We start from the raw sequence: 22,441 nt of genomic DNA on the forward strand, positions 1-22,441 counted from the left end.
AGTGAAGATTAAACGTTTTTTTGCCAAAGATATGCGCGCAGCCCTGGCTCAGGTGAAAGAGACTCTGGGCGCAGATGCCGTGATCATGTCCAATAAAAAGGTTACCGGCGGCATCGAAATAGTGGCAGCGGTTGATTATGACGACCCCAAGCCAGCAGCGGCACCAACCGCATCGCCTTTTATGGAATTGGGAGAGGATAAAGTCTCCCTCGGCGCTGGGCATGTACACACTAGCAGAAAAGCCAAACCAGAGCCTGTGGCCGACTCTTTGCAAGCTTTACTTGAGCGGCAACAGAGCCGTTTGAATGAACAGCTTGGGCAGCAAAGTAACGTCAAGGAACTCGAGATGCCGGCTTGGGCCCAAGGGCTTACTGAAGAGCACAAACCTGCACCACAGCTGCGGGAAAAGACACCGGAGCGGGTAAGCAAGGGCAACAGCGCCAAGCAACAGCAAGAGATGGAGGCCATGCGTGAAGAGCTGGCTTCGCTGCGCGGCTTGTTGACGCACCAGCTGTCCAGTCTAATGGCGGATCAGCGCAGCCGCACCGATCCCGTCGGCGCTATGCTGGAACGTAAATTATTGGAAGCTGAATTCTCCCCCGAAGTTGCCGAGCGTCTGGCATCGCTGAGTCAGCACTATCAAAGCGCTGAGCTTGGACATGCCTTGCCGCAAAGTCTGGCAAACCTGCTTGATAATCAGGGGGATGATTTAATGCGTCAGGGTGGAATTGTCGCCCTGGTCGGCCCTACAGGAGTCGGTAAAACCACGACATTGGCTAAACTGGCGGCCCGTTTTATTGCCCACCATGGCCCGGATTCCGTATTGTTGGTTACCATGGACCATTATCGCATCGGAGCCTTTGAGCAATTGGCAACTTATGGCAAAATAATGGGATGCCCGGTGAAGCAAGCTCATGACCTCAATGAGTTGGAGCAGATACTGTATCAGTTCCGCAGCCGGAAGCTGGTTTTGATAGATACCGCTGGTATGGGTCAAAGGGATATGCGCCTGTACCAACAACTGGATAATCTTGCCGCCAATACCCGTTTGCCTATTCGTAGCTATCTGGTGCTCTCGGCGACCGGCCAACGTCGGGTGCTTGAAGAGGCGGTAAGTCATTTCCAGCGAATTGATCTCGCGGGGGCGGTTTTAACTAAACTTGATGAGTCCGTCTCTTTGGGGGCCGCGTTGAGCGTGTTGATCCAAAGTGGATTATCATTAAGTTATATTACTGATGGTCAAAGGGTTCCTGAGGATATGCAGGTCGCCGATACCCTGACCTTGGCCAAGCAGGCATTGGCCATACTGAACAAGACTGAAGCAAGTCATTTTAATAATAAAGCCAGGTCAGAAGAGATGACCTATGCATTTGAGTAAAGCTATGACCCGGGACCAAGCGAGCGGTTTACGAATGATGAATCAACCAAATAACGAAAAAGTAAAAGTAATTGCCGTGACCGGAGGCAAGGGGGGCGTGGGTAAAACCAGTGTCTCCATCAATACTGCGGTTGCTCTGGCAGAAAAAGGCAAACGTGTCCTGGTTTTGGATGCTGACTTAGGGTTGGCTAATGTGGATGTGATGCTCGGCCTACGCGCCGAACGCAATTTGTCCCATGTGCTATCGGGAGAGTCTGAACTTGATGATATTATCGTTCGTGGCCCAAAAGGAATAGGCATTATTCCTGCCACCTCGGGGACTCAGGCCATGGTCGAACTGACTGCGGCACAGCACGCCGGGCTTATCCGCGCCTTCAGCGAAATGAAAACCCAGTTTGATATCTTGGTAGTCGATACGGCCGCCGGGATCTCGGATATGGTACTCAGCTTCTCTCGTGCATCACAGGATGTACTCGTGGTTGTCTGTGATGAACCCACCTCTATTACCGACGCTTATGCGCTGATTAAGATACTCAGTCGTGAGCATGGTGTGTTCCGCTTCAAAATTGTCGCAAATATGGTACGGAGTTTGCGGGAAGGGATGGAGTTATTTGCTAAGCTCAGTAAAGTAACAGACAGATTTTTGGATGTGGCACTTGAACTTGTGGCAACTATCCCGTTCGACGAGAATCTGCGTAAGTCGGTGCGGAAACAGAAACTGATAGTGGAAGCTTATCCCAAGTCTCCGGCCAGTATTGCTTATCATGGACTGGCAAACAAGATTATGAGCTGGCCTATACCTCAGCAACCTGGAGGGCATCTCGAGTTTTTTGTTGAGCGCTTGGTTCAAAGGACAGATTACCGAGAGGATGGTACGAGTGAATAAAGCGGCTGCATACGCAGGTTTAAACGATAAGACACAGATCGTTGAGCATTATGCACCGCTGGTAAAACGAATAGCCCATCATCTGCTTGCCCGTCTGCCTGCATCGGTTCAACTCGATGACCTGCTGCAGGCCGGCATGATGGGATTGCTGGAAGCTTCATCCAAGTTTGATGGCAGCAAAGGCGCCAAATTTGAGACCTTTGCCGGGATCCGCATCCGTGGCGCCATGATAGATGAGATACGCCGTGGCGACTGGGTTCCGCGCTCGGTTCATCGCAATAACCGGCGAGTCGCTCAGGTGATGGATGAGCTTGAACAGGAGTTGGGGCGGGATGCCCGTGATAGTGAAATTGCCGAGCGATTGGAGATGTCGTTGGATGAATATCATCATATTCTCAATGATGTTTCTACCGGTAAAATCATAGGAATAGAAGATTTGGGGGTAGCGCCCGATGTGTTGATGTCGGAAGATATGCCGGCAGATGACACTTTTGAGGGCCTGGCTCAAAGCAAATTCCAATCAGCCTTAACCGATGCCATTAAGCGCTTGCCAGAGCGCGATGCCTTGGTTTTGTCGCTGTATTATGACGAAGCACTGAATTTAAAAGAGATTGGTGTCATTCTTGAGGTAAGTGAGTCCCGGGTGAGCCAGATCCATAGTCAGGCCATGCTGAGGCTGAAAGCCAAACTCAAGCATTGGACACAAGCGTAATTAATGATTGAGCAACTTATAAGTATGTCAGCTCACCGGAGGAAACCTTGGACAAGAATATGAAGATTCTTATCGTTGACGACTTTTCAACGATGAGACGGATCATTAAGAACTTGTTGCGAGACCTGGGGTTCAATAACACCCAGGAAGCAGACGATGGTTCAACAGCTCTGCCTATGCTGCAAAAGGGCGACTTTGACTTCGTCGTGACCGACTGGAATATGCCCGGGATGCAGGGAATCGATCTGCTCAAGGCGATTCGCGCCGACGAGCATCTCAAACATATCCCTGTGTTAATGGTAACTGCCGAAGCCAAACGTGAACAGATTATTGCGGCGGCTCAGGCCGGTGTGAATGGTTATGTTGTTAAGCCTTTTACCGCGGCTACGTTGAAAGAGAAATTGGATAAGATTTTCGAACGGCTCGGTTGAGTGGGGTGATGCAATGAAAGCAGAGACATCCGGGCTGGTGACTTTGGAGCAGGCACAGGAATTGGTTGCCCTGCTCAGTCAGGGAGAGCAGGACAAGGCCGACGAATTGCTGCGGGAACTGGCGGCTCCCCTGCAAAGGGATCTGTTCGAAGAAGTCGGTAAGTTGACCCGCCAGTTGCACAACGCCTTAGTGGATTTTCAGGTAGATAGCCGCCTTATTGAGCTTGCCAACACTGATATCCCCGATGCCAAAGAACGTCTTACCTATGTCATTGATATGACAGAGCAAGCAGCCAACAAAACTATGGACGCAGTCGAAGAATGCCTGCCTTTGTCGGATGCTTTGAGCACCAACCTGCAAAATGTCAAACCAGCCTGGGATAAGCTGATGCGCCGTGATTTGGCCTTGCATGAGTTCAAGGGCCTGTGTCATGACGTACAACACTTTATGCAACAGAGTGAAGCTGATGCTTGTCGGCTGCGGGAATTACTGAATCAGATACTGATGGCTCAGGATTTTCAGGATTTGACCGGACAGATGATCCGTCGGGTCATAGAACTGGTGCGGGAAGTGGAAAACAGCTTGGTTTCTTTGCTGACCGTGTTCGGTGAGCAGCCGCTGGATGATCTCTGTGGCGCTGAGGATAAGAGCATAGAGGCAGAAGGTCCCATACTGAACGCAGAGCAACGCGAAGACGTGGTGAATGGTCAGGATGAAGTCGATGATCTGCTATCAAGTCTGGGTTTCTAATTAGGAGTCAATTTAATGGCCTTTGATGTTGATGAAGAGATACTCCAGGATTTTTTGATTGAAGCTGGCGAGATCCTTGAGCTGTTGCAGGAACAGCTGGTATCTCTGGAAAATAATCCGGAAGATACAGATTTGCTCAACGCCATCTTCAGGGGATTTCACACGGTCAAAGGCGGTGCAGGATTCCTCGGGTTGGGGCCCATGGTGGATGTCTGCCACGAGGCAGAAAACACCTTCGATTTATTGCGTACCGGTAAGCGCAGTGTCAACTCCGAGTTGATGGATATCATACTGCAAGCGTTGGACACGATTAACACCATGTTCAACCAAACCCAGTCCGGTCAGGAGCAGGAAGCTGCAGATGAAGTGTTATTGGCGAAACTTAAGCTGCTTAGCTCAGGTGCGCCTTTGCCTTCAGAACAGGCTCAGGCGGAAACGCCTGCCGCAGTTGAAACCGGCGATGAGAGTGTTGATGAGTTATTTGATGGCATGCTTGATAGCGCCGCGGTGGAGCTGTTTGAGGAGCCAACTTCACAACCCCCCGAGACATCGAACCAAAGCGGTGCAGCCAGTATAGATGAAATCGATGAAGCCGAGTTTGAAGCCTTGCTGGATGCCTTGCATGGTTCAGGTAAGGGACCTTCTGCCGGTAGTACTCCGGCCCCGAGTAGTGATGCTACCAACTCCAGCGACAGCGCCTCTGTAAGTTCTTCTTCGGATGACATCACTGACGATGAATTTGAACGACTGCTCGATGAGTTGCATGGTAAGGGGCAGTTTGCCGCGGCGCCTGCAGCCAACAGCGCAGTCGTTGAGGAAGCCGCATCTGCCAGTGTCGATGCCGATGAAATCTCCGATGATGAGTTTGAAAAGCTCCTCGATGAGTTACATGGCAAAGGCGCCGGTCCAGGGGCTAAAGCCAGTGGTTCAGAGCCTGCTGTATCCCAACCCTCGGCATCTCAAGCTTCTACATCTCAAGCAGCCCAGTCCAAAGCGCCTGCAGCGGCTACACAAAAGGTCACAGCTGCAACTGCCAAAGTCGAGGCTCCTAAAGCCGCCGCCAAACCTCAGGCCAAGTCTCCAGCTGTTGCTAAAGAGGCTACACCTGCCAAGGCTGCAGCCAGCGTGCCGCAGGGGGAAACCACAGTTCGGGTTGATACGGCTCGTCTGGATGAGATCATGAATATGGTCGGTGAGCTGGTATTGGTGCGTAATCGCCTGGTCAGTCTTGGGATATCCCGTGAAGACGAGGAGATGTCCAAGGCGCTGGCCAATCTGGACCTAGTGACTTCCGATCTGCAGGGTGCTGTGATGAAGACCCGGATGCAGCCGATTAAGAAAGTATTCGGTCGTTTCCCTCGGGTGGTTCGCGATTTGGCCCGCAGCCTCAATAAAGAGATAGATCTGCGGATGATAGGTGAAGACACGGATCTGGATAAGAACCTGGTCGAAGCCCTTGCTGACCCTCTGGTGCACCTGGTGCGTAATTCAGTGGATCATGGTATTGAAATGCCTGATGTACGTGAGGCCAATGGTAAACCCAGAACCGGGGTGATTACCCTGGCAGCCAGCCAGGAAGGTGATCATATTCTGCTTAAAATTGAGGATGACGGCGCCGGTATGGATGCTGGAAAACTCAAAGAGATTGCTATTAGTCGTGGCGTGCTGGATGAAGACAGCGCTGCCCGTATGTCCGATCAGGAAGCCTATAACCTGATTTTCGCCCCCGGCTTCTCGACCAAGGTAGAGATTTCTGATATTTCCGGCCGTGGGGTGGGGATGGATGTGGTTAAGACCCGTATCACCCAACTTAACGGCTCTGTACATATCGATTCAGCCAAAGGTAAAGGCACCCGTCTGGAGATTAAGGTACCCTTGACCTTGGCGATTATGCCCACTCTGATGGTGGAAGTTGCCAAGCAAGTGTTTGCCTTGCCGCTCTCCAGTGTGAATGAAATTTTCCATCTGGATCTGACCAAGACCAATATAGTGGATGGACAACTGACGGTAATTGTCAGGGAAAAAGCGGTGCCGCTGTTCTATCTCGAACGTTGGCTTAGCCGTAAACCCATGAGCTTCCAACATGGTGACAAGAAGCATGGCCATGTGGTTATAGTGCAGCTTGGCACTATGCAGATAGGCTTTGTGGTGGATGCCCTGATAGGTCAGGAAGAGGTGGTGATTAAACCGCTGGGCTCCATGTTGCACGGTACGCCGGGGATGGCGGGGGCCACTATAACATCGGACGGCGGTATTGCGCTGATCCTCGATGTACCAGGATTATTGAAGCACTACGCCAAGTCCAAGCGTTGAAGTGCTGTATAAGGATTTAAATGACCATTAAAGTTTTGGTTGTCGATGATTCGAGCTTCTTTCGACGACGAGTCAGCGAAATAGTCAATCAGGATCCTGAGCTTGAAGTGATAGGAATGGCCAATAACGGTGCCGAAGCCGTTAAGCTGGCCGCTGAGCTCAAGCCTCAGGTAATCACCATGGATATTGAAATGCCGATAATGGACGGAATAACCGCCGTGCGGCAGATAATGGCCACTCATCCGACACCTATCCTGATGTTCTCCTCTTTAACCCATGATGGCGCCAAGGCGACCTTGGATGCGCTGGACGCCGGGGCTTTGGATTTTCTACCCAAGCGTTTTGAAGATATTGCCACCAACAAGGATGAAGCGATTCGTTTGCTGCAGCAAAGGGTCAAGGCGTTGGGACGCAGGCGGATATTTCGCCCCATAGTTCGGCCGAACGTAACACCTACGCCTGCTGGTTCGTCAAACCGACCAGCAGCGTCAAGCAGTTTGCAGCGCCAGAGCTCTACAGCAGCAAGTATTGCTGCCAATCGCCAATTGCAGAGACGCAATACGGGGGCGGCGCCTGCAAGAGCCAGCGGCAAGCAATATAAATTGCTGGTGATAGGCACTTCCACCGGTGGGCCTGTGGCATTACAGCGAATATTGACCCAGTTCCCGGCGGACTATCCACATCCCATTTTATTGGTGCAGCATATGCCGGCAGCTTTTACACCGGCCTTTGCCAGCAGGCTTAATGGTTTGTGCAAGATAGAAGTCAAAGAAGCTGTCAACGGTGACATGCTCAGGCCCGGTTGCGCTTATCTTGCGCCCGGCGGCATGCAAATGATGCTGGAGCGTTCAGGGGCCTCAGGCCGGATTAAAATTCTCGCCGGCAATGAAGACATGAATTACAAGCCCTGTGTCGATATCACTTTTGCTTCAGCTTCCAAGGCGTTTGGTGGTGATGTTTTGGCGGTTATCCTGACGGGAATGGGCGCCGATGGCCGTGAAGGGGCGCGCATGCTCAAAGGTGTTGGCGCTACCATCTGGGCCCAGGATGAAGCTTCCTGTGTTGTTTATGGTATGCCGCAGGCAGTGACAACCGCCGGTATCTCCAGCCAGTCCATTTCGCTGGATAATATGGCTGAAGCGATATTGCGAGAGTCGGCTCGTGGCTGATAACGAAACGCGCATACTGGGATACCGGTTGGCGCTGTTTTTATGTTTGGTTGCCCTGTTGGTTGTGGCTGCACTTTACTGGGATTTGCGACAAAAGAACCGGCAACTGAGTGAGGAAGTCACCCAGCTTGAGTCGTCCCAAGTGCTCTTGATGGTGCCGGATGAACAGGCGGCGATTATTGCCGATTGGATGAGCCGTCATCCGCAGCAGACTGCATCCTTATTGGATGTGATTAGACCTAAGGTGGCATCGGGGGCAGAGACGGCAGCGGATGTATCGCCTCAAGTGCAAGCTCCCCGGGCGGCAGTGGCTGCAGAGAACCCTGAAAAAATAACGGTTCAAGGCACTGCTGTAACGCCAGCGCCCCAAGCTGAGACTGAAGATGCCAGGGTGACGGAGTTGGAAAATGGCGTAAAAGTAATACGTTTACCTCACGGTGGGATCCGGGTCACTACCCGTGAAGAGGGTAATGAGTAGCCGTACAAGACAAGAACGACAATAATAGTGGCTCGTTTCACGAGTTGGCCGACAAGGCGAGAATAAGGGGCAGAAAGTGAAGGTCTGGACCATTGCAAACCAAAAAGGCGGAGTGGGCAAAACCACAACAGTAGCCAGTTTGGCGGGCACGCTGGCCAAGCGTGGTCAGCGGGTTCTGATGATAGACACAGATCCCCATGCTTCGCTGGGTTACTATTTGGGCATAGATTCGGAAGAGGTGCCCGGCTCATTATATGACCTGTTTCTGGCTCATAAGCAGCTTGACACCTCTTTGGTAAAGCAGCATGCGGTTCCCACCTCGGTTGAGGGAGTCGATCTTTTGGCGGCAACTATGGCGTTGGCCACTTTGGATCGCGCCCTTGGTCACCAGGAAGGCATGGGGCTGGTGCTGCGTAATATTCTCAAGTCGGTTGAGGATGACTATGATGTCGCCTTGGTCGACTGTCCTCCTGTGCTGGGGGTATTGATGGTCAATGCTCTGGCAGCCAGCCAACATATAGTGATCCCGGTTCAGACCGAGTTTTTGGCGATTAAAGGCCTGGATAGAATGATCAAAACTATGGAGCTGATGGGGCGCTCGAAGAAGATCCGCTACAGTTACTCCATAGTGCCAACCATGTATGACAGACGCACCAAGGCTTCGCCCGCAGCTTTGCAGCATCTCGGCGAGGTATACGGCGATACCTTATGGCCGGATGTGATCCCTGTGGATACCAAGTTTCGCGACGCCAGTTTGGCCCACCTGCCGGCGTCCCACTATGCCCCCAACACGCGGGGGGTGAAGGCCTACGAGCGTTTGCTCGATTATCTGCTGGCGGGGGAGTTTAACCATGTCAAAATCGGTTGATGAGACTGTTTTTGATTATTTCAACCTGTTGCTGACTGAGTCTGACCCGGCAGCCCAAACGACACCCACTGGGTTAAGGGATAATACTGCTGCGCCAATAGAGGCTGAGCCCAAGATGACGGTCATTTCCCGGCCTGATACAAGTGCCGAGCAATATCCGGCAGCGCAGAAGACGCCGACACTTGACCGCAATGCGCTGGAGCAGTTGTTGGCGCCGGTGTTTAAAGAGGCGGTTGCTGAGACGAAAGCGGCTGAAGTGGCTACAGAAACGCCGTTGAAAACGGTTAACAAGCTTGAACCGCAGGTGGAAGCTATTGCCGGGCAGTTGAATGTTCAAACTGATGCCGCCGTGAGCGAACAGGCTCAGCTCCAAGAGCTAACAGAGCCTGAGCGACAGGAAGTGGTGCAATTGGAGACGCAAGTCGGCGCACCGGCAGTGCCTCTAGAACCGCTTAAGGATCAACTGGAAGACGAGTTTCAAGTATTGTTCTTTAAAGTGGCGGGACTGACATTGGCGGTGCCGCTGATAAGTCTGGGCGGTATCGTCAGAATAGAGCGTATTAATCATATTTTTGGACGCCCAAGCTGGTTTATGGGGGTTCAGGGCTACCGGGATTCACAACTGAATATCGTTGATACCTGCGCCTGGGTTATGCCGGAAAAATACGACGATAAACTGGCGCAATCCGTAAATTATCAATATCTTGTAGTATTGGAAAACAGTAATTGGGGTTTGGCTTGTGAGTCTTTGGTCAATGCGGTCAAAATTGACAAGTCGCAGGTCAACTGGCGAGGCAGTCAAGGTAAACGCCCCTGGTTGGCCGGAGTAGTGAAAGAACAAATGTGTGGCATTTTACATGTGCAGGCATTGATTGAAATGCTCAATGCCGGGTTAGGTTGTCAGGATCCGATAGACTGAGGTAAATATGACTGATTCAAGAAATGTAGCAGCGGTATCTGCAAGCAAGGACGATGCCGTTCTCCAGTGGGTAACCTTCAGGCTGGATAACGAAACCTATGGCATCAACGTGATGCAGGTTCAGGAAGTATTGCGTTATACCGAAATTGCCCCGGTCCCGGGGGCTCCTCACTATGTATTGGGGATCATCAATCTGCGCGGTAATGTGGTGACTGTTATTGATACCCGCTCGCGTTTTGGCTTACCTTCCTCAGAAGTGGACGACTCTACCCGAATCGTAATTATCGAAGCGGAAAAGCAGGTGATAGGTATCTTGGTCGACAGTGTCGCCGAGGTGGTTTATCTGCGCCGCTCTGAAATCGATAACGCGCCGAATGTGGGTACCGAAGAGAGTGCCAAGTTTATTCAGGGGGTCAGCAATCGTGGTGATGAGCTATTGATCTTGGTCGACTTGGACAAGTTGCTTTCAGATGATGAGTGGGCCGAGTTGGCACAAATCTGATAAGTCTTGGTGGAAAAGGAGTTTTAACCCATGATGGGCGATGGTTTCTTGATCGCTGCGCTGGTATATGTCATTGCCTGTCTCGGACTGGTACTTTACTTGCAAAAACAAAGCAATAAGCTCAGGAACAAGGTTGAGGCGTTAACTGTCCTGGTCAAGGAAAGCGACAGGCAAAGAGAGGCCTTCAAGCGGGAACTGCAGGAACTGCGTAGCGGTACCATAGGCGTTGGCCGTCGGGTGTTGGAGCTGGAAAAGCGTCTGGCGCAGCAAAATGCTCGTCTCGATGAGTCAATGCAGCAGGACCCTCAGGCCAAGCTTTACAGCCGGGCTATGAAAATGGTGCAACTGGGAGCCGGAGTCGATGAGCTTATCCGCGAGTGTGAGCTACCCAAAGCGGAAGCAGAACTTTTAATTCGCTTGCATGGCAAGACAGCCCGGGCCTGATATTCAATCAAATAAAAAGAGCGCATTTAAAATGCGCTCTTTTTATTTCTATCGTCAGGAAAACGAACGAAGCCCCTTCAAGGTAATTCTTTGCCTGTGTTAGCTCTCTTTCTTTAGGCCTGGTCGACAATTCTTTGATGCAGGTTATTCCACTGCTCGGGAAACTTGCCATCCAGCATATAGACAAAAGCGATCAGCTCGGCGATCAGTTGATAGAGTTCCTTGGGGATCTCTTGTCCCAACTCCAGCATTTGCAGAAAATCACTCAAGTAAGGGTCTTGATGGATATGAATGCCCGCCTCTTTTGCCAAAGCGATAATCTCCTCAGCCAGCAGATCTTGCCCTTTGGCGGTGATTTTGGGCGCAGTTTTGCCATCATAACTCAGGGCCACCGCCTGACGAGGTTTGCTTGGCTTGTCGGTTGAATCTTCGGACATGGTTTTTCCTCAGGCCTTCAGTTGTACCAGGTAATGATCGCCGGGCAACAGGGAAGCGGGTACAGGGGCAACGTGGGCGTTCAATTCATTGGGAGTGAGTCCTAACTGAAGCAACTTTTGCGACAATGGTTGCAGGAAATTACTCACTCTATTGATCAGGGTTTGGGTGCTGCCGACAAACTGTAGGTCGACCTTGGTATCCTTCACTTGCGCCTTAATGAGCAAGGAGCCCATTCCCAAGTTAAACTTGAGCTGCAACTGCCATGCTTTGTCTTTGTTTGTGTCCTGATCCGACTCTTGATGCTCGAATTTGCCTTCCAGCTGCTCATTTCTTTGGTTGAGATAGTAGGGCAGCATAAAATACCAATATTGACCGCCGTTATCTGTATTGGCCTGTTGATAGAGTGCTACTGCCTGAGACATCTGCTGCAGCGCATCCAGTGTACCGTGCTTTTCCAGCGAGGCCAGTTGGTAATTTTGCAGACCGGATTGACTTTGCAACCCTTCTAAATATTGCTTCAAACGCTGAGGTACACTGAGGTTTTGATTGCCGGCCCTGATGCCAAGCAACAGCTGAAACAAGGTGGTAATGGCACCGGCTTGTGTCAGCGTTTGCGACGGTGCTTGTTGGTGGGTTAGTTGTAATCCAGTGAGGCCCAGTAGTTCAGCTCTCAGCAAAGAGGGCTCGGTCAGTTCACTCAGGGGGACAGGTGATAACGCCGGTAGCTGCTTGAGTAGCTCTGTCGCCTGGTTGTATTTGACTTCAAGAGCCATCGCCTCGGCCCTCGGCATGGCTCCGGCTTTGTTAAAGGCGCGCTGAAGAAAGTTGAGTTCGGGCGTTTTCGGCGCCTCTGGTGTTACTTTATCGGATCTTGTCCTAGTCGTTGGTTTTTCCGTTGGGGCGGTTGGTTTTTCTGCTGTAGTCGTCCTTGCCAACTGTTGTAAAGCCTGAAGTGAAGCTTTGTCTGTCCTTGGTAAAACAGCCGCTCTTGACTCAACCAAGCTAATTTTATCAAGTGTTTGCTGTGTCAAAGGTAATGCAGCTGTCGATACCTTACTGCCAGGCGCCGTTATTGAATTGGTTTTGGAGTCAATACTCGCTCGGGTCTCTGAGTTTATTTGCGGCGCTTGAGCTTTGGGTTGTTGTTCCAGAAGTTTGATTAACCTGGCATAGGTTTGGGCGAGTTCCGGCTTGGTTATCAGACGCTCATTTGCCACATCGGTCGTTGTTGTTGACAAAGCAGGGGCCGGCGATAGTTTCACATCCAGTCTTGCGTTAATAGGGCTTAATTCCAGCTGCAGCCCTTGATTGTTGCTGATGACCTTGGCGACATATTCTCCTGCCGGTAGTTGTAACTGCGCCGGAAAGGCTATGCTGGTACCGTTGGCAAAGCGCATATCAGCCTGAGAAACAGTTAACATGGGTAGCGGGTAGCCTTGTGGTCTGGCTGCCAACTGTTGCAGTACGGTTTGGCTGATGCCATTTTTGGCTGCCAGCTGCATCAGTGCATCCGGCAGCTTTATCTGTACTTCATTCGCCAGCCACAGCAATTGCACCGGCCTGCCTTGAATAATCTCCCCTAAGGGACGGGTCAGCTCCAGCAGGGCAGTATTGGACTGATATATAAGTGCTTTAGCTTGTGTGTTGGCCTGAGGTTCGACGAACTGCAATTGGTACTGAGTATTTTGCAACTCTAATCTGAGCTCGCTACCTAAATCCACTACAGTTACCGGTAACAGCGGAATAGACACGTTTGTTTGAGAGGAAGGCCCTGGCCCTGAAGGCGGGATTGTACCTTTGATTGGATCCATTGTTGCAAACCCCACTCCTCTAGTTGATTTCTTGATGGGCAATCGTAAATTTAAATTTGATCTATTTCCTCAGCGAAGTATCCTTATCCGTCCGAATCGGCATTGGTAGAAGGTTGATTGTCGCACCGGATAATCTTGTTATCGGCGCATAGTAATCAAAGCTTTAACAGTTTTTCGGTTTGACTACAGTGGTACTTATACAAAGAGAGTAATATGAAGTTTAAATGGATTCTGATGCTTGCGGCTGCCCTGGGGGTTCATTCGGCAGTGGCTGCAGAAAGCGGTGAAGGAAAGAATACACAGGACGTACGCATCAGCTACAGTGACCCGCGGGATCCTATCGAAGGGTTCAACCGAGCCATGTGGGACTTCAACTACCTTTATCTGGATAGGTATCTCTATCGTCCAGTTGCTCATGGTTATAACGATTATCTGCCCATTCCGGTTAAATCAGGCATTAATAACTTTGTTCTTAACCTGGAAGAGCCCCACAGTCTGGTAAACAACACGCTGCAAGGCAAGTGGGGCTGGGCCTTGAATGCCGGAGGCCGTTTTACCGTTAACTCAACCGTGGGGTTGCTCGGCCTGATTGACGTCGCCGATATGATGGGAATGCCCCGTAAACAGGACGACTTCAACGAAGTGCTGGGTTACTACGGTGTACCTAACGGGCCTTACTTTATGGCACCATTCTTCGGTCCTTATATCACCCGTGAACTCGCTTCAGATTGGGTGGATGGTCTATACTTTCCTTTGTCAGAATTAACTATGTGGCAGTCAGTGATCAAGTGGGGGCTGAAGAATCTCCACGCACGCTCAGTTGCCATAGATCAAGAAAGATTAGTAGACAACGCGCTCGATCCATACACTTTCGTTAAAGACGCTTACATACAGCACATGGACTATAAGGTGTACGACGGCAATGTGCCTTCGAATGAGGACGAAGACGAGTTGCTAGATGAATATATGCAGGAACTGGAGTAACCCACCCTCTGCTTCTCTACCCGCAGGAGGTTAAAGGTTACTCGTTACCGGCGATTGATACCTGCGGGGATTTAACCATGGCGCTGAACAGTCTCAATGTACTGCTGGTTGAGGATGACCCTGTTTTTCGCAATATTGTTGCCGCCTTTTTGAGTGGACGGGGCGCCAATGTTGTTGAAGCCGAGGACGGTGAGCAAGGGCTGCAGAGTTTCAAAAGCCAGAAATATGATGTGGTGGTAGCCGATCTTTCCATGCCTCGAATGGGGGGCTTGGAAATGCTCAAGGCGATGTCGCGCATTAACCCCGCTATTCCTTCCATTGTGATCTCCGGAAATCAGGTTATGGCCGATGTAGTCGAGGCTCTGCGGATAGGTGCCTGCGATTACTTGGTTAAGCCAGTATCCGATCTTTACAGTATCGAGCACGCTATTAATCAATGCCTGACATCTGTGGATCAGGAGCACGCTGCTGTTAATCGGGACGTTGAAGAACTCTCTTTTATGGAGCTGAATGAAAACTTGGCTTTGCTTGAGCAAAATGCAGAAGCAGCCAGATGCGTGCAGCAACAGCTATTCCCCGCGAGTCATATTGAATATCCCAAGGCCAGATTGGATTACAGTCTGTTCAAGCACGAACAGGTAAGTCCTTACTTTATCGATTCTGCCATGGTTGGTAACCATCATTTAATTATGTATATGGCGCACTTTCATCCGGAGGATAATCGCGCTGCTTTTGCCAGTGTGTTGATGCGGAGTTTTGTTAACCAGAAGCTTAAACTTAATCGCACCGGTGTCAGTTCTGTGGTGATAGAACCCTTCAATATGTTGAGTTATCTGAATGATCGTTTGGTCAAATCAGGCTTGGACCTTTATTGCGATATGATTTACGTGGCAATAGAACTTGATAGTTACCGGGCAGCCATTGCTCAGGCGGGCAGGGGACTGAGGTGTTACATACGTAACCAAGATGGCATTACGCCACTGGCGCTGGCGGATTCGCTGCAGTTGGGACTACTTGAGTGGGGTAAGCCAACAACTCAATTTCGAAGCTTAATGCCCGCAGAGCAGCTTTGTGTTGTTTCCAGTGAGGCAGAACATAGACAGCTGCTGCAACAAAACAGATTCCTGGGGCTGAATTTTAACCCCAAGATCCCCCAGGGGGGCTTTGTGCAACTGTCGTTGTAACGCTTCATAATGACCAAGCCAAGGTGGCAAGTCATTAAATTGCAAAAGATAAAAAAGGCTGCATACTGCAGCCTTTTTTATTCGGTAACCGAGTGATTATTAGCGTTTTATCGCTTCATGCTCACCTGTTACGGCAATTTCTTGCTCCAAAGCTTCTTCTTCGGAGTGATCGTGAATTTTGCTTTCTGCGCCGTGCATCCAATCGACCAGTTTATCGGCCATAAAGTAGAGGAGCACGCCTGAAATGGCTGCCGTGATGGCAATGCCGGAGAAGATAGACATGGCATTGGCCAGCTGTTCTTCTTTCTCGCCGCCGTGACCGATAAAGGAACCTACATAGCCTGCGGTTAAGTTAGCAATAAAAATAAAGCAGAACCAAAAGCCCATCAGCAGTGACATGATACGCAGAGGGGCCAACTTAGTGACCATAGACAAACCGATAGGGGAAAGGCAAAGCTCACCCATGGTATGGAAGAAGTAGGCACCAACCAACCACCACATACTGGACTTGGCAGAGGCGTCGCCACCCATCTCCAGTACTGCACCTATCATAAACAGGAAGCCAATAGCCAAAAGTATCAGGCCGAGAGCAAATTTAACCGGTGAGTTGGGCTCTTTATTTCCAAGACGGATCCAGATAGAAGCGATCACGGGGGCAAAAACCACGATAAAAATGGCGTTCAGTGACTGGAAGTAAGTTGTCGGCACTTCCCAATTACCAATAAAGCGGTCGGTGAACTCATTGGTGAACAGATTCATCAAGCCACCGGCCTGCTCAAAACCCGCCCAGAAGATGATGGTAAACAGACCCATCACCATGATCACTTTAATGCGATCACGTTCAACTTTAGTCAGGGGTTCTTTTCTTACTTCACCGCGCTCGGCAGCACGTTGTTTTTCAATTTTTGCTGCTGGAACTGTACCTATATCACCCAAGAGTTTTTGGGCAAAAAGGAACTGAATAAGCAGAGAGATCAGCATACCGACACCGGCACAGAAGAAACCGGCTTGCCAGTTGTTAACTGTCACTTCAACGCCATCGATAATTTCTTTATGGCCAAAGTTAGTATAGGCCCAGGCGACAACAAAGCCGGACAGGGCGGCACCCAAGTTAATACCCATGTAGAAGATGGTAAAGGCGCCGTCGCGGCGGTGATCGCCTTCTTCATATAGGTCACCTACCATGGTTGAAATGTTAGGCTTAAATAGGCCGTTACCCACAATCAGGGTACCAAGACCGGCATAAAAGACTATGGTCTCCATCCCGGGCACCCAACTATGGGGGGCTGCCAAAGTGAATTGGCCTATCGCCATCAAGGCACCACCGATATAAATCGCTTTCCGCTGGCCAAGAACATTGTCGGCCAACCATCCACCTAAAAGTGGTGTCAGATAGACCAAGCCGGTAAACCAAGCGTAGAGTTTCAAAGCGTCTGCTTGAGTCCAGCCTAACCCCCCTGCGCCTTGGGTTCTTACTTGGTCAACAAGATAAAGTACCAGAATGGCACGCATCGCATAGTAACTGAATCGTTCCCAAAGCTCTGTTGTGAACAGCAGGAACAATCCCTTGGGATGTCCGAGCACAGTCCCCTGAGGTTTTGCTAAGCTCATGAAGTCTTCCACCTTAAAATTGTTAATTGGCCGTGTGACAAAAGTCGACACAGAAAGCGATTGTATTTATCCCAGCTGTTTTGCCGTTAACATCACACTGTTTTGTAAAGTGTTATGGGCATGTCTTTTAATGCGCTGTGATTGAGGCTTTGGTTTTCTGTATTGTAATTTGTTCATCAAAAGCAACAAAGCTCACCTTATATACTCTGGATCCAGTTACAAAGTCAATTTCAGGGCCGGGAAGCGGCGGCTTTATGAGCAATACATGCCTTTGTGTGGTCAGACCTGTTCGGTTTGTAACCGTAATTTCAATTAGACCAAAGTGGGGGGAGAGGGAAACCTGAAATTCACTTTCAATTGTAAACTTATGTCTGATATGATTGCCCGCTGTGATAGGACGTCACCCGACAGAAACCAAGTAGTGAGAACACCATGAAGGCCTGGTACCTTTTGTACTGTAAACCTCGCAGTGAAGTGAGGGCTCAACAGAATCTGATGCTCCAAGAGCTTGAGACCTATTTGCCGATGGTGCGGCTTGAAAAGAAAGAGAAAAACAAAACTGTCGTTCAAAAGCAACCTCTGTTTCCCAACTACCTATTCATCAAGTTTGACCCTGAACTGACCAGTGTGCGCCAGATCCGCTCTACTCGCGGTGTTGCCAATTTGGTTAATTGCCGTGAGAAACTGCTGCCAATTGATGAGCAACTGATCAATCAGCTCAAACAACGTGAATTAGCTACGCCCTTGATCACAGAAAAGCCCCTGCAATCCGGTGATAAAATACAGTTTACCGAAGGGCCATTTACTGATTTTGATGGCATATTTGCTGAAAAATGCGGCGATACTCGCTGTAAAGTATTGTTTACTTTCCTTGGTCAGCACAAGAGCATAATAGTAGATCAAAAGGCAATTAAAGCAGCGTGTGCGTAATTGCCTGCTGCCCGTGTAGGACATTTCCCATTGTTACAAAGCTCAACATTTGCGAACTATGAATAAATTTGCATTTTTTGCCAAAAAATCAATATCTTATATTTTTCATTTTTGCAAAAATAGTCTGACTGTAACTTGGTAGTTGAATTATTGCTCAGCTTAACAAGGATTGGGTGTTTTTTGAACTGTATCACTTGGGGTGTTGGGATATAATCCCCCGGCAAAGTAAGACCTGGTACAGGAAATGAATGTTACCTTAAAGACTTTGGGTAGCATTTTTTTAACGCTTTAAAAAATATAGTTTTTGCATTGCAAAGGGCAAGTTGGAGGCCGCAATCCATGGGCGGTAGCGTGTCTGAAGGACAAGAATATGAATAGTTTCATATTCTTAGTGGACGCCGAAGCTCTCTGAGCGCCACGCGGAACGGTAGCGTGTCTGAAGGACAAAAGTGGACGCCGAAGCTCTCTGGGCGCCACGCGGAACGGTAGCGTGTCTGAAGGACAAAAGTGGACGCCTAAGCTCTCTGAGCGCCACGCGGAACGCTAACCCTGTGATGGTGCGAAAACCTGTATAACTCAATGGGTTTGATGTTTATGGCTAAACGCTATTATCAGGTTCAGAGAAGTTAAACCGGAAACTGTTCAGTTTCCGCCATTTAAAAAATCAGCAAGTAAGAGGCGTTGGTTTCAAATGGAATCCGGGTTGAAGCGCGTATCGCGTTAAACGCGGTTGTTGCATTGCTGAAAGGTTCATTTGATTTTTAGTGCTATTCACCATTACGGAGACAACTGGTGTTACAGAAAACCAAAAAACTCATCATAGCGGGTATCGGCGCTTTGGCTTTGCTTGGCTCGCAAGCTCAAGCTGTTACGCCATCACCTCAAATGATCGAACAATTCAAAAATTTGCCTCGCGCTGAACAGGAAAGGTTAGCCAAGCAGTATGGAATAGATCCTTCCATATTGAGTGGAGGCAGTAACATCAGTCAGAAACCGGTCAATCCGCAAGTTGTTTATCCAAGAGAAAAAAAGGATAACAGTGCTAATGGGGGCGAAAAGCCAACTTTAGACTTTACGGTTGAAGCAACAGACAAGAGTGCTCTCAAGCGTTTTGGTTACTCCTTGTTTGCCGGAGAACCAAGCACTTTTGCACCGGTTTCCGATGTGCCGGTTCCCAGTGAGTATCTGATGGGGCCAGGGGATACCCTGATGGTGCAACTTTTCGGTAAAACCAATAGAGAGTTCTCACTTACCGTTAATCGCGATGGCACTGTACAGTTCCCTGAACTCGGCCCTATCAGTATTGCCGGTTTAAGTTTTGCCGAAGCCAAAGATACCCTTAAAAAACGCATCAAACACCAGATGATAGGCATAGAGTCGAATATCACTATGGGTGAACTGCGCTCTATTCGTATCTTTGTGGCCGGTGATGCCTACAAACCCGGTTCTTACACTGTATCCAGTCTGTCAACCATGACTCAAGCGCTGTTTGTCTCCGGCGGCGTGAATGAAATAGGTTCACTGCGTAAGGTACAGCTGAAGCGTGGCGGTAAATTGGTCGGTACTCTGGATCTTTATGACTTATTGATGCGCGGTGATGCCTCCGGCGATCTGAGATTGCAATCCGGGGATGTGGTGTTCATTCCTCCTGTGGGTGGGCTGGTCAGTGTGGCCGGCGAAGTACGTCGCCCTGCTATCTATGAGCTGAAAGGCGGTGAAACCTTTGGGGATGTGGTGAATATGGCCGCCGGTGTTAAGCCGGGTTCCTATCCAAAGGCCAGTGTGGTCGAACGTTACAATGACCAAGGCCTTAAATCTTTGCTCACAGTTGACCTCACTTCAGCCAAAGGTCAAAAAACAGTGGCCAAAGCGGGCGATGTGGTTAGGGTTAAGGGAACCTCAGGGCAATATGATAATGCCGTGACTCTGGTTGGCGCTGTTGTCCGGCCTGGAAAGTACCAATGGCATCAAGGTTTGAGGGTGAATGATATTCTCAAATCCATTTGGTCTGATTTACAAATATCCGCCGATTTGGATTATGCAATTTTGCTTCGTGAGGTGGATGACTATGGCAACATAGAGGTTTACCAATTTGCACCCGGAAAGGCGATTGTTAATCAGGACGCCAAGGAAAACCTGGTACTGCAACCAAGAGATAAGCTGGTTGTTTTCAACTTCAGTGACGATAGCCTTAACCGATATGAGCTGAATAAGCTGGTCAAGCAAAGAGTGGCCAAGGTGACTTCGCTTTCGGGGAACTCACTGATAGGAAATGATCTGTTCAAGGCAGGTTTCAACCTGCTGCAAAGTAAAACTTTGCATAAGCGCAATGCTGTTGGTGGGGTAGTGGTTGATGACAGTGATGCAACAAGTGATGAACAGGCCGTTGTAACCTCAGAAGTCAGTAAGATGTTATTGAACCTGTTTGATGACACTGACTTAATCAAATATAGCTACATGATGAATCGTAGCGAACTCTTGTACCCGGTTATTAGTAAACTCAACGCCCAGGCGCGCGCCGGTGACAGTGTAAAAATTGTTGCCGTTGGTGGCCAGGTTCGTCACGAAGGTATGTACCCGCTGACGGTTAATGCTTCTGTCAGCGCTTTGATTGAAGCCGCCGGGGGCTTGAAAGAAGGCGCCTACACAGCCAGAGCAGAGTTAACCCGCACTGTTACTAATGCGGGCGGTTCATCCATAGAGCATAAAACTGTGGACTTAACCAGTGCGCTTCAGGGTAATAAAACCGCTGATTTGCCACTGGAAGGGCGCGATATTCTTACTGTGATGACCACCCCTGATTGGCAGGAACATCAAACCGTAGAAATACGCGGCGAAGTTAAGTTCCCGGGTATTTACAATATCCGCCGCGGTGAAACGCTTCAGGATGTGATCCAACGGGCCGGTGGCTTTACTGAATTTGCTTATCTCCCTTCTGCGGTATTTGTGCGGGAATCGGTGCGTAAGCAGGAGCAGATGGAAATTAAAAAGCTGGCCGACCAACTGCGGCGGGATATCGCCACCAGAGGGGTTTCCAAGGACGGCAACTTAGTTAACTATGCCGATGCTCAATTGATGCTGAAAGATTTAGAAAGCATTCAGGCTGTTGGCCGTTTGGTGGTGGATTTGCCGGCTATCTCAGTGGGGATATCCCAAGCAGATATCCAGATGGAAGATCAAGATATTCTTTATGTGCCATCAACCAAACAGACCATAGCGGTTATGGGCGAAGTGCAGCATGCATCGACCCATAGGTATAAAGAAGGTATTACTCTTGACCAATATCTTGATATGTCCGGTGGTGCCCGTAAGCGTGCTGATGAAGACAGAACTTACGTAATTAAGGCCGATGGCTCGGTAATGATGCCTAAACGTTCCATGTGGTTCAGCAGTGAAGACAATCTGCAACCCGGGGATACCATCATAGTTCCATTGGATACAGAGTATAAGGATAACCTGACACTCTGGAGCCAGGTAACCCAAATCATTTACAACACAGCTGTGGCCGTAGCGACCATTTCTGGGTTGTAACCTCAAATAAAATGGCTTTGCTCCAGAGAGGCTTAACGCCTCTCTGGAGCAAAATCAAAATCACTGATTACTAGATAAAAAAATATGACATCAAATATTACCCCTCAGCAGCATCCTGACGCGCAGTTTGCGGCGAATGCGCTAAGAGATGATGAAATTGATCTTCGTGAGCTTTTCAGCGTAATTTGGCAAGGTAAATGGTTGATTGCGGGTATCACCCTGGTGTTTGCCGTCGCCTCTGTGGTTATCGCGCTAATGCTACCGAATATCTATAAATCGGAAGCATTATTGGCCCCGGCGTCGGAAGAGCAGGGCGCAGGAGGGCTTGCGGGACTTGCTTCCCAGTTTGGTGGCCTTGCCAGTATGGCGGGGATCAACTTAGGCGGCAAAGGTGGCACTGATAAGACGCAACTGGCGATTGAAGTACTCAAATCAAGGCAATTTATCGGTAACTTTATTGAAAAACATCAAATTCTGCCTGAGCTAATGGCGGTCGATAAGTGGTACATGGCCGACAACAGTTTGTCATTTGACCCGGATATTTATGAGCAAGGCAGCAAGACTTGGGTACGTGAGGTAAAGCCGCCATTTCAGCCAAAGCCTTCTTTACAGGAAGCACATAAAGCATTTTCTAAAATACTCGTTGTCAACAAAGATAAAGAAAGTGGCATGGTGCAGATATCGATAGAACATCAATCCCCTTTTATCGCCAAGCAATGGGTAGATTGGTTAATTGCAGATATCAACTTAACCATGAAAGAGCGGGATGTTGCAGAGGCTAACCGAAGTAGTGAATTTTTAAATAAACAGATTGAACTCACTAATGTTGCCGACATTCGAGCCATTCTATACAAGTTGGTAGAAGAACAGGCTAAAACAATTATGTTCGCCGAAGTGCGTGATGAATATGTGTTTAAAACAATCGATCCAGCTTTTGTCCCCGAAGAAAAGGCTAAGCCAAAGCGTGCATTAATTTGCGTGCTAGGTACTATGTTAGGCGGTATCTTGGCCGTGATGATAGTTCTTGTCAGGCATTTTGTTGGAACAGAAAGTTAAAGCAAATAAATTATGGGCTATTAAGTTTGTTTTGAAAAAACGCTA

Annotated in this window: 20 protein-coding genes; 17 read left to right on the forward strand and 3 right to left on the reverse strand. The window is 49.3% G+C overall.

Annotated features, from left to right (window positions below; genetic code table 11):
• Position 1 precedes the first annotated feature (1 nt).
• The 12 genes from flhF (at position 2) to CX651_RS11320 (ending at position 10,851) form a co-directional block, all read left to right on the forward strand.
• Positions 2 to 1,378, forward strand: a complete 1,377-nt coding sequence (flhF, locus tag CX651_RS11265) for a flagellar biosynthesis protein FlhF (RefSeq protein WP_101056076.1) — start codon at positions 2 to 4, stop codon at positions 1,376 to 1,378.
• 4 nt (positions 1,379 to 1,382) lie between these two features.
• A complete protein-coding gene (locus tag CX651_RS11270; RefSeq protein ID WP_039035673.1) occupies positions 1,383 to 2,264 on the forward strand; it encodes a MinD/ParA family protein in 882 nt (293 codons plus the stop codon).
• Positions 2,257 to 2,976, forward strand: coding sequence for an RNA polymerase sigma factor FliA (locus CX651_RS11275; protein WP_101056077.1), 720 nt, complete (start codon positions 2,257 to 2,259; stop codon positions 2,974 to 2,976). Before CX651_RS11270 ends, CX651_RS11275 begins: the two co-directional genes overlap by 8 nt.
• 47 nt (positions 2,977 to 3,023) lie before the next feature.
• On the forward strand, positions 3,024 to 3,407 hold the full coding sequence (gene cheY / locus CX651_RS11280; protein WP_025011074.1) for a chemotaxis response regulator CheY: 384 nt from the start codon (positions 3,024 to 3,026) through the stop codon (positions 3,405 to 3,407).
• A 13-nt stretch (positions 3,408 to 3,420) separates the two neighbouring features.
• Positions 3,421 to 4,158, forward strand: a complete 738-nt coding sequence (locus CX651_RS11285; RefSeq protein ID WP_039035653.1) for a protein phosphatase CheZ — start codon at positions 3,421 to 3,423, stop codon at positions 4,156 to 4,158.
• A 15-nt stretch (positions 4,159 to 4,173) separates the two neighbouring features.
• A complete protein-coding gene (locus CX651_RS11290) occupies positions 4,174 to 6,471 on the forward strand; it encodes a chemotaxis protein CheA (RefSeq protein WP_101056078.1) in 2,298 nt (765 codons plus the stop codon).
• A 20-nt stretch (positions 6,472 to 6,491) separates the two neighbouring features.
• A complete protein-coding gene (locus CX651_RS11295; protein ID WP_101056079.1) occupies positions 6,492 to 7,640 on the forward strand; it encodes a protein-glutamate methylesterase/protein-glutamine glutaminase in 1,149 nt (382 codons plus the stop codon).
• On the forward strand, positions 7,633 to 8,118 hold the full coding sequence (locus tag CX651_RS11300; RefSeq protein WP_101056080.1) for a membrane anchored protein in chemotaxis locus: 486 nt from the start codon (positions 7,633 to 7,635) through the stop codon (positions 8,116 to 8,118). The genes CX651_RS11295 and CX651_RS11300 overlap by 8 nt, the downstream gene beginning before the upstream one ends.
• A gap of 76 nt (positions 8,119 to 8,194) precedes the next feature.
• The gene (locus CX651_RS11305; RefSeq protein WP_101056081.1) at positions 8,195 to 8,986 is read left to right on the forward strand and encodes a ParA family protein; all 792 of its coding nucleotides are present in this window, start codon (positions 8,195 to 8,197) and stop codon (positions 8,984 to 8,986) included.
• A complete protein-coding gene (locus CX651_RS11310; RefSeq protein WP_101056082.1) occupies positions 8,970 to 9,905 on the forward strand; it encodes a chemotaxis protein CheW in 936 nt (311 codons plus the stop codon). Before CX651_RS11305 ends, CX651_RS11310 begins: the two co-directional genes overlap by 17 nt.
• A 7-nt stretch (positions 9,906 to 9,912) precedes the next feature.
• A complete protein-coding gene (locus CX651_RS11315; RefSeq protein ID WP_101056083.1) occupies positions 9,913 to 10,407 on the forward strand; it encodes a chemotaxis protein CheW in 495 nt (164 codons plus the stop codon).
• Between the two features lie 33 nt (positions 10,408 to 10,440).
• The gene (locus tag CX651_RS11320) at positions 10,441 to 10,851 is read left to right on the forward strand and encodes a DUF2802 domain-containing protein (RefSeq protein WP_101056102.1); all 411 of its coding nucleotides are present in this window, start codon (positions 10,441 to 10,443) and stop codon (positions 10,849 to 10,851) included.
• Between the two features lie 113 nt (positions 10,852 to 10,964).
• Here the strand turns inward: CX651_RS11320 and CX651_RS11325 are convergent, their stop codons facing one another.
• Together CX651_RS11325 and CX651_RS11330 are read right to left on the reverse strand one after the other, a co-directional pair.
• The gene (locus tag CX651_RS11325) at positions 10,965 to 11,288 is read right to left on the reverse strand and encodes an EscU/YscU/HrcU family type III secretion system export apparatus switch protein (protein WP_101056084.1); all 324 of its coding nucleotides are present in this window, start codon (positions 11,286 to 11,288) and stop codon (positions 10,965 to 10,967) included.
• A 9-nt stretch (positions 11,289 to 11,297) separates the two neighbouring features.
• Positions 11,298 to 13,010, reverse strand: a complete 1,713-nt coding sequence (locus tag CX651_RS11330) for a hypothetical protein (RefSeq protein WP_146226003.1) — start codon at positions 13,008 to 13,010, stop codon at positions 11,298 to 11,300.
• Between the two features lie 303 nt (positions 13,011 to 13,313).
• Between CX651_RS11330 and CX651_RS11335 the strand changes: the two genes are divergently transcribed.
• Together CX651_RS11335 and CX651_RS11340 are read left to right on the forward strand one after the other, a co-directional pair.
• Entirely contained in the window at positions 13,314 to 14,084 is a 771-nt protein-coding gene (locus CX651_RS11335; protein ID WP_101056086.1) for an MlaA family lipoprotein, read from the forward strand.
• A 77-nt stretch (positions 14,085 to 14,161) separates the two neighbouring features.
• Entirely contained in the window at positions 14,162 to 15,268 is a 1,107-nt protein-coding gene (locus CX651_RS11340; protein WP_101056087.1) for a response regulator, read from the forward strand.
• 99 nt (positions 15,269 to 15,367) lie between these two features.
• On the opposite strand, the gene CX651_RS11345 is transcribed toward CX651_RS11340, so the two are convergent.
• A complete protein-coding gene (locus tag CX651_RS11345; RefSeq protein WP_101056088.1) occupies positions 15,368 to 16,879 on the reverse strand; it encodes a peptide MFS transporter in 1,512 nt (503 codons plus the stop codon).
• 432 nt (positions 16,880 to 17,311) lie between these two features.
• Here CX651_RS11345 and rfaH point away from each other — a divergent pair, with 432 nt between their 5' ends.
• From rfaH to CX651_RS11360, 3 genes are all read left to right on the forward strand, one after another.
• The gene (gene rfaH, locus CX651_RS11350; RefSeq protein WP_101056089.1) at positions 17,312 to 17,809 is read left to right on the forward strand and encodes a transcription/translation regulatory transformer protein RfaH; all 498 of its coding nucleotides are present in this window, start codon (positions 17,312 to 17,314) and stop codon (positions 17,807 to 17,809) included.
• 792 nt (positions 17,810 to 18,601) lie between these two features.
• The gene (locus CX651_RS11355; protein ID WP_101056090.1) at positions 18,602 to 21,340 is read left to right on the forward strand and encodes an SLBB domain-containing protein; all 2,739 of its coding nucleotides are present in this window, start codon (positions 18,602 to 18,604) and stop codon (positions 21,338 to 21,340) included.
• A gap of 84 nt (positions 21,341 to 21,424) precedes the next feature.
• Positions 21,425 to 22,396: a Wzz/FepE/Etk N-terminal domain-containing protein gene (locus CX651_RS11360; protein ID WP_101056091.1), complete on the forward strand. Its 972-nt coding sequence runs from the start codon at positions 21,425 to 21,427 to the stop codon at positions 22,394 to 22,396.
• The last annotated feature ends 45 nt before the right edge of the window (positions 22,397 to 22,441 follow it).

It is taken from the genome of Shewanella chilikensis (assembly GCF_002836945.1).
Classification (GTDB): Bacteria; Pseudomonadota; Gammaproteobacteria; order Enterobacterales; family Shewanellaceae; genus Shewanella; species Shewanella chilikensis.

What these genes read in the sequence shown, in the direction of transcription:
- CX651_RS11360 (WP_101056091.1), top strand. Translation starts at nt 21,425, where the DNA reads ATGACATCAAATATTACCCCTCAGCAGCATCCTGACGCGCAGTTTGCG.
- CX651_RS11270 (WP_039035673.1), top strand. Translation starts at nt 1,383, where the DNA reads ATGACCCGGGACCAAGCGAGCGGTTTACGAATGATGAATCAACCAAAT.
- CX651_RS11345 (WP_101056088.1), bottom strand. Translation starts at nt 16,879, where the DNA reads ATGAGCTTAGCAAAACCTCAGGGGACTGTGCTCGGACATCCCAAGGGA.
- CX651_RS11285 (WP_039035653.1), top strand. Translation starts at nt 3,421, where the DNA reads ATGAAAGCAGAGACATCCGGGCTGGTGACTTTGGAGCAGGCACAGGAA.
- CX651_RS11340 (WP_101056087.1), top strand. Translation starts at nt 14,162, where the DNA reads ATGGCGCTGAACAGTCTCAATGTACTGCTGGTTGAGGATGACCCTGTT.
- CX651_RS11295 (WP_101056079.1), top strand. Translation starts at nt 6,492, where the DNA reads ATGACCATTAAAGTTTTGGTTGTCGATGATTCGAGCTTCTTTCGACGA.
- CX651_RS11320 (WP_101056102.1), top strand. Translation starts at nt 10,441, where the DNA reads ATGGGCGATGGTTTCTTGATCGCTGCGCTGGTATATGTCATTGCCTGT.
- rfaH (WP_101056089.1), top strand. Translation starts at nt 17,312, where the DNA reads ATGAAGGCCTGGTACCTTTTGTACTGTAAACCTCGCAGTGAAGTGAGG.
- CX651_RS11315 (WP_101056083.1), top strand. Translation starts at nt 9,913, where the DNA reads ATGACTGATTCAAGAAATGTAGCAGCGGTATCTGCAAGCAAGGACGAT.
- CX651_RS11290 (WP_101056078.1), top strand. Translation starts at nt 4,174, where the DNA reads ATGGCCTTTGATGTTGATGAAGAGATACTCCAGGATTTTTTGATTGAA.
- CX651_RS11310 (WP_101056082.1), top strand. Translation starts at nt 8,970, where the DNA reads ATGTCAAAATCGGTTGATGAGACTGTTTTTGATTATTTCAACCTGTTG.
- CX651_RS11325 (WP_101056084.1), bottom strand. Translation starts at nt 11,288, where the DNA reads ATGTCCGAAGATTCAACCGACAAGCCAAGCAAACCTCGTCAGGCGGTG.
- CX651_RS11335 (WP_101056086.1), top strand. Translation starts at nt 13,314, where the DNA reads ATGAAGTTTAAATGGATTCTGATGCTTGCGGCTGCCCTGGGGGTTCAT.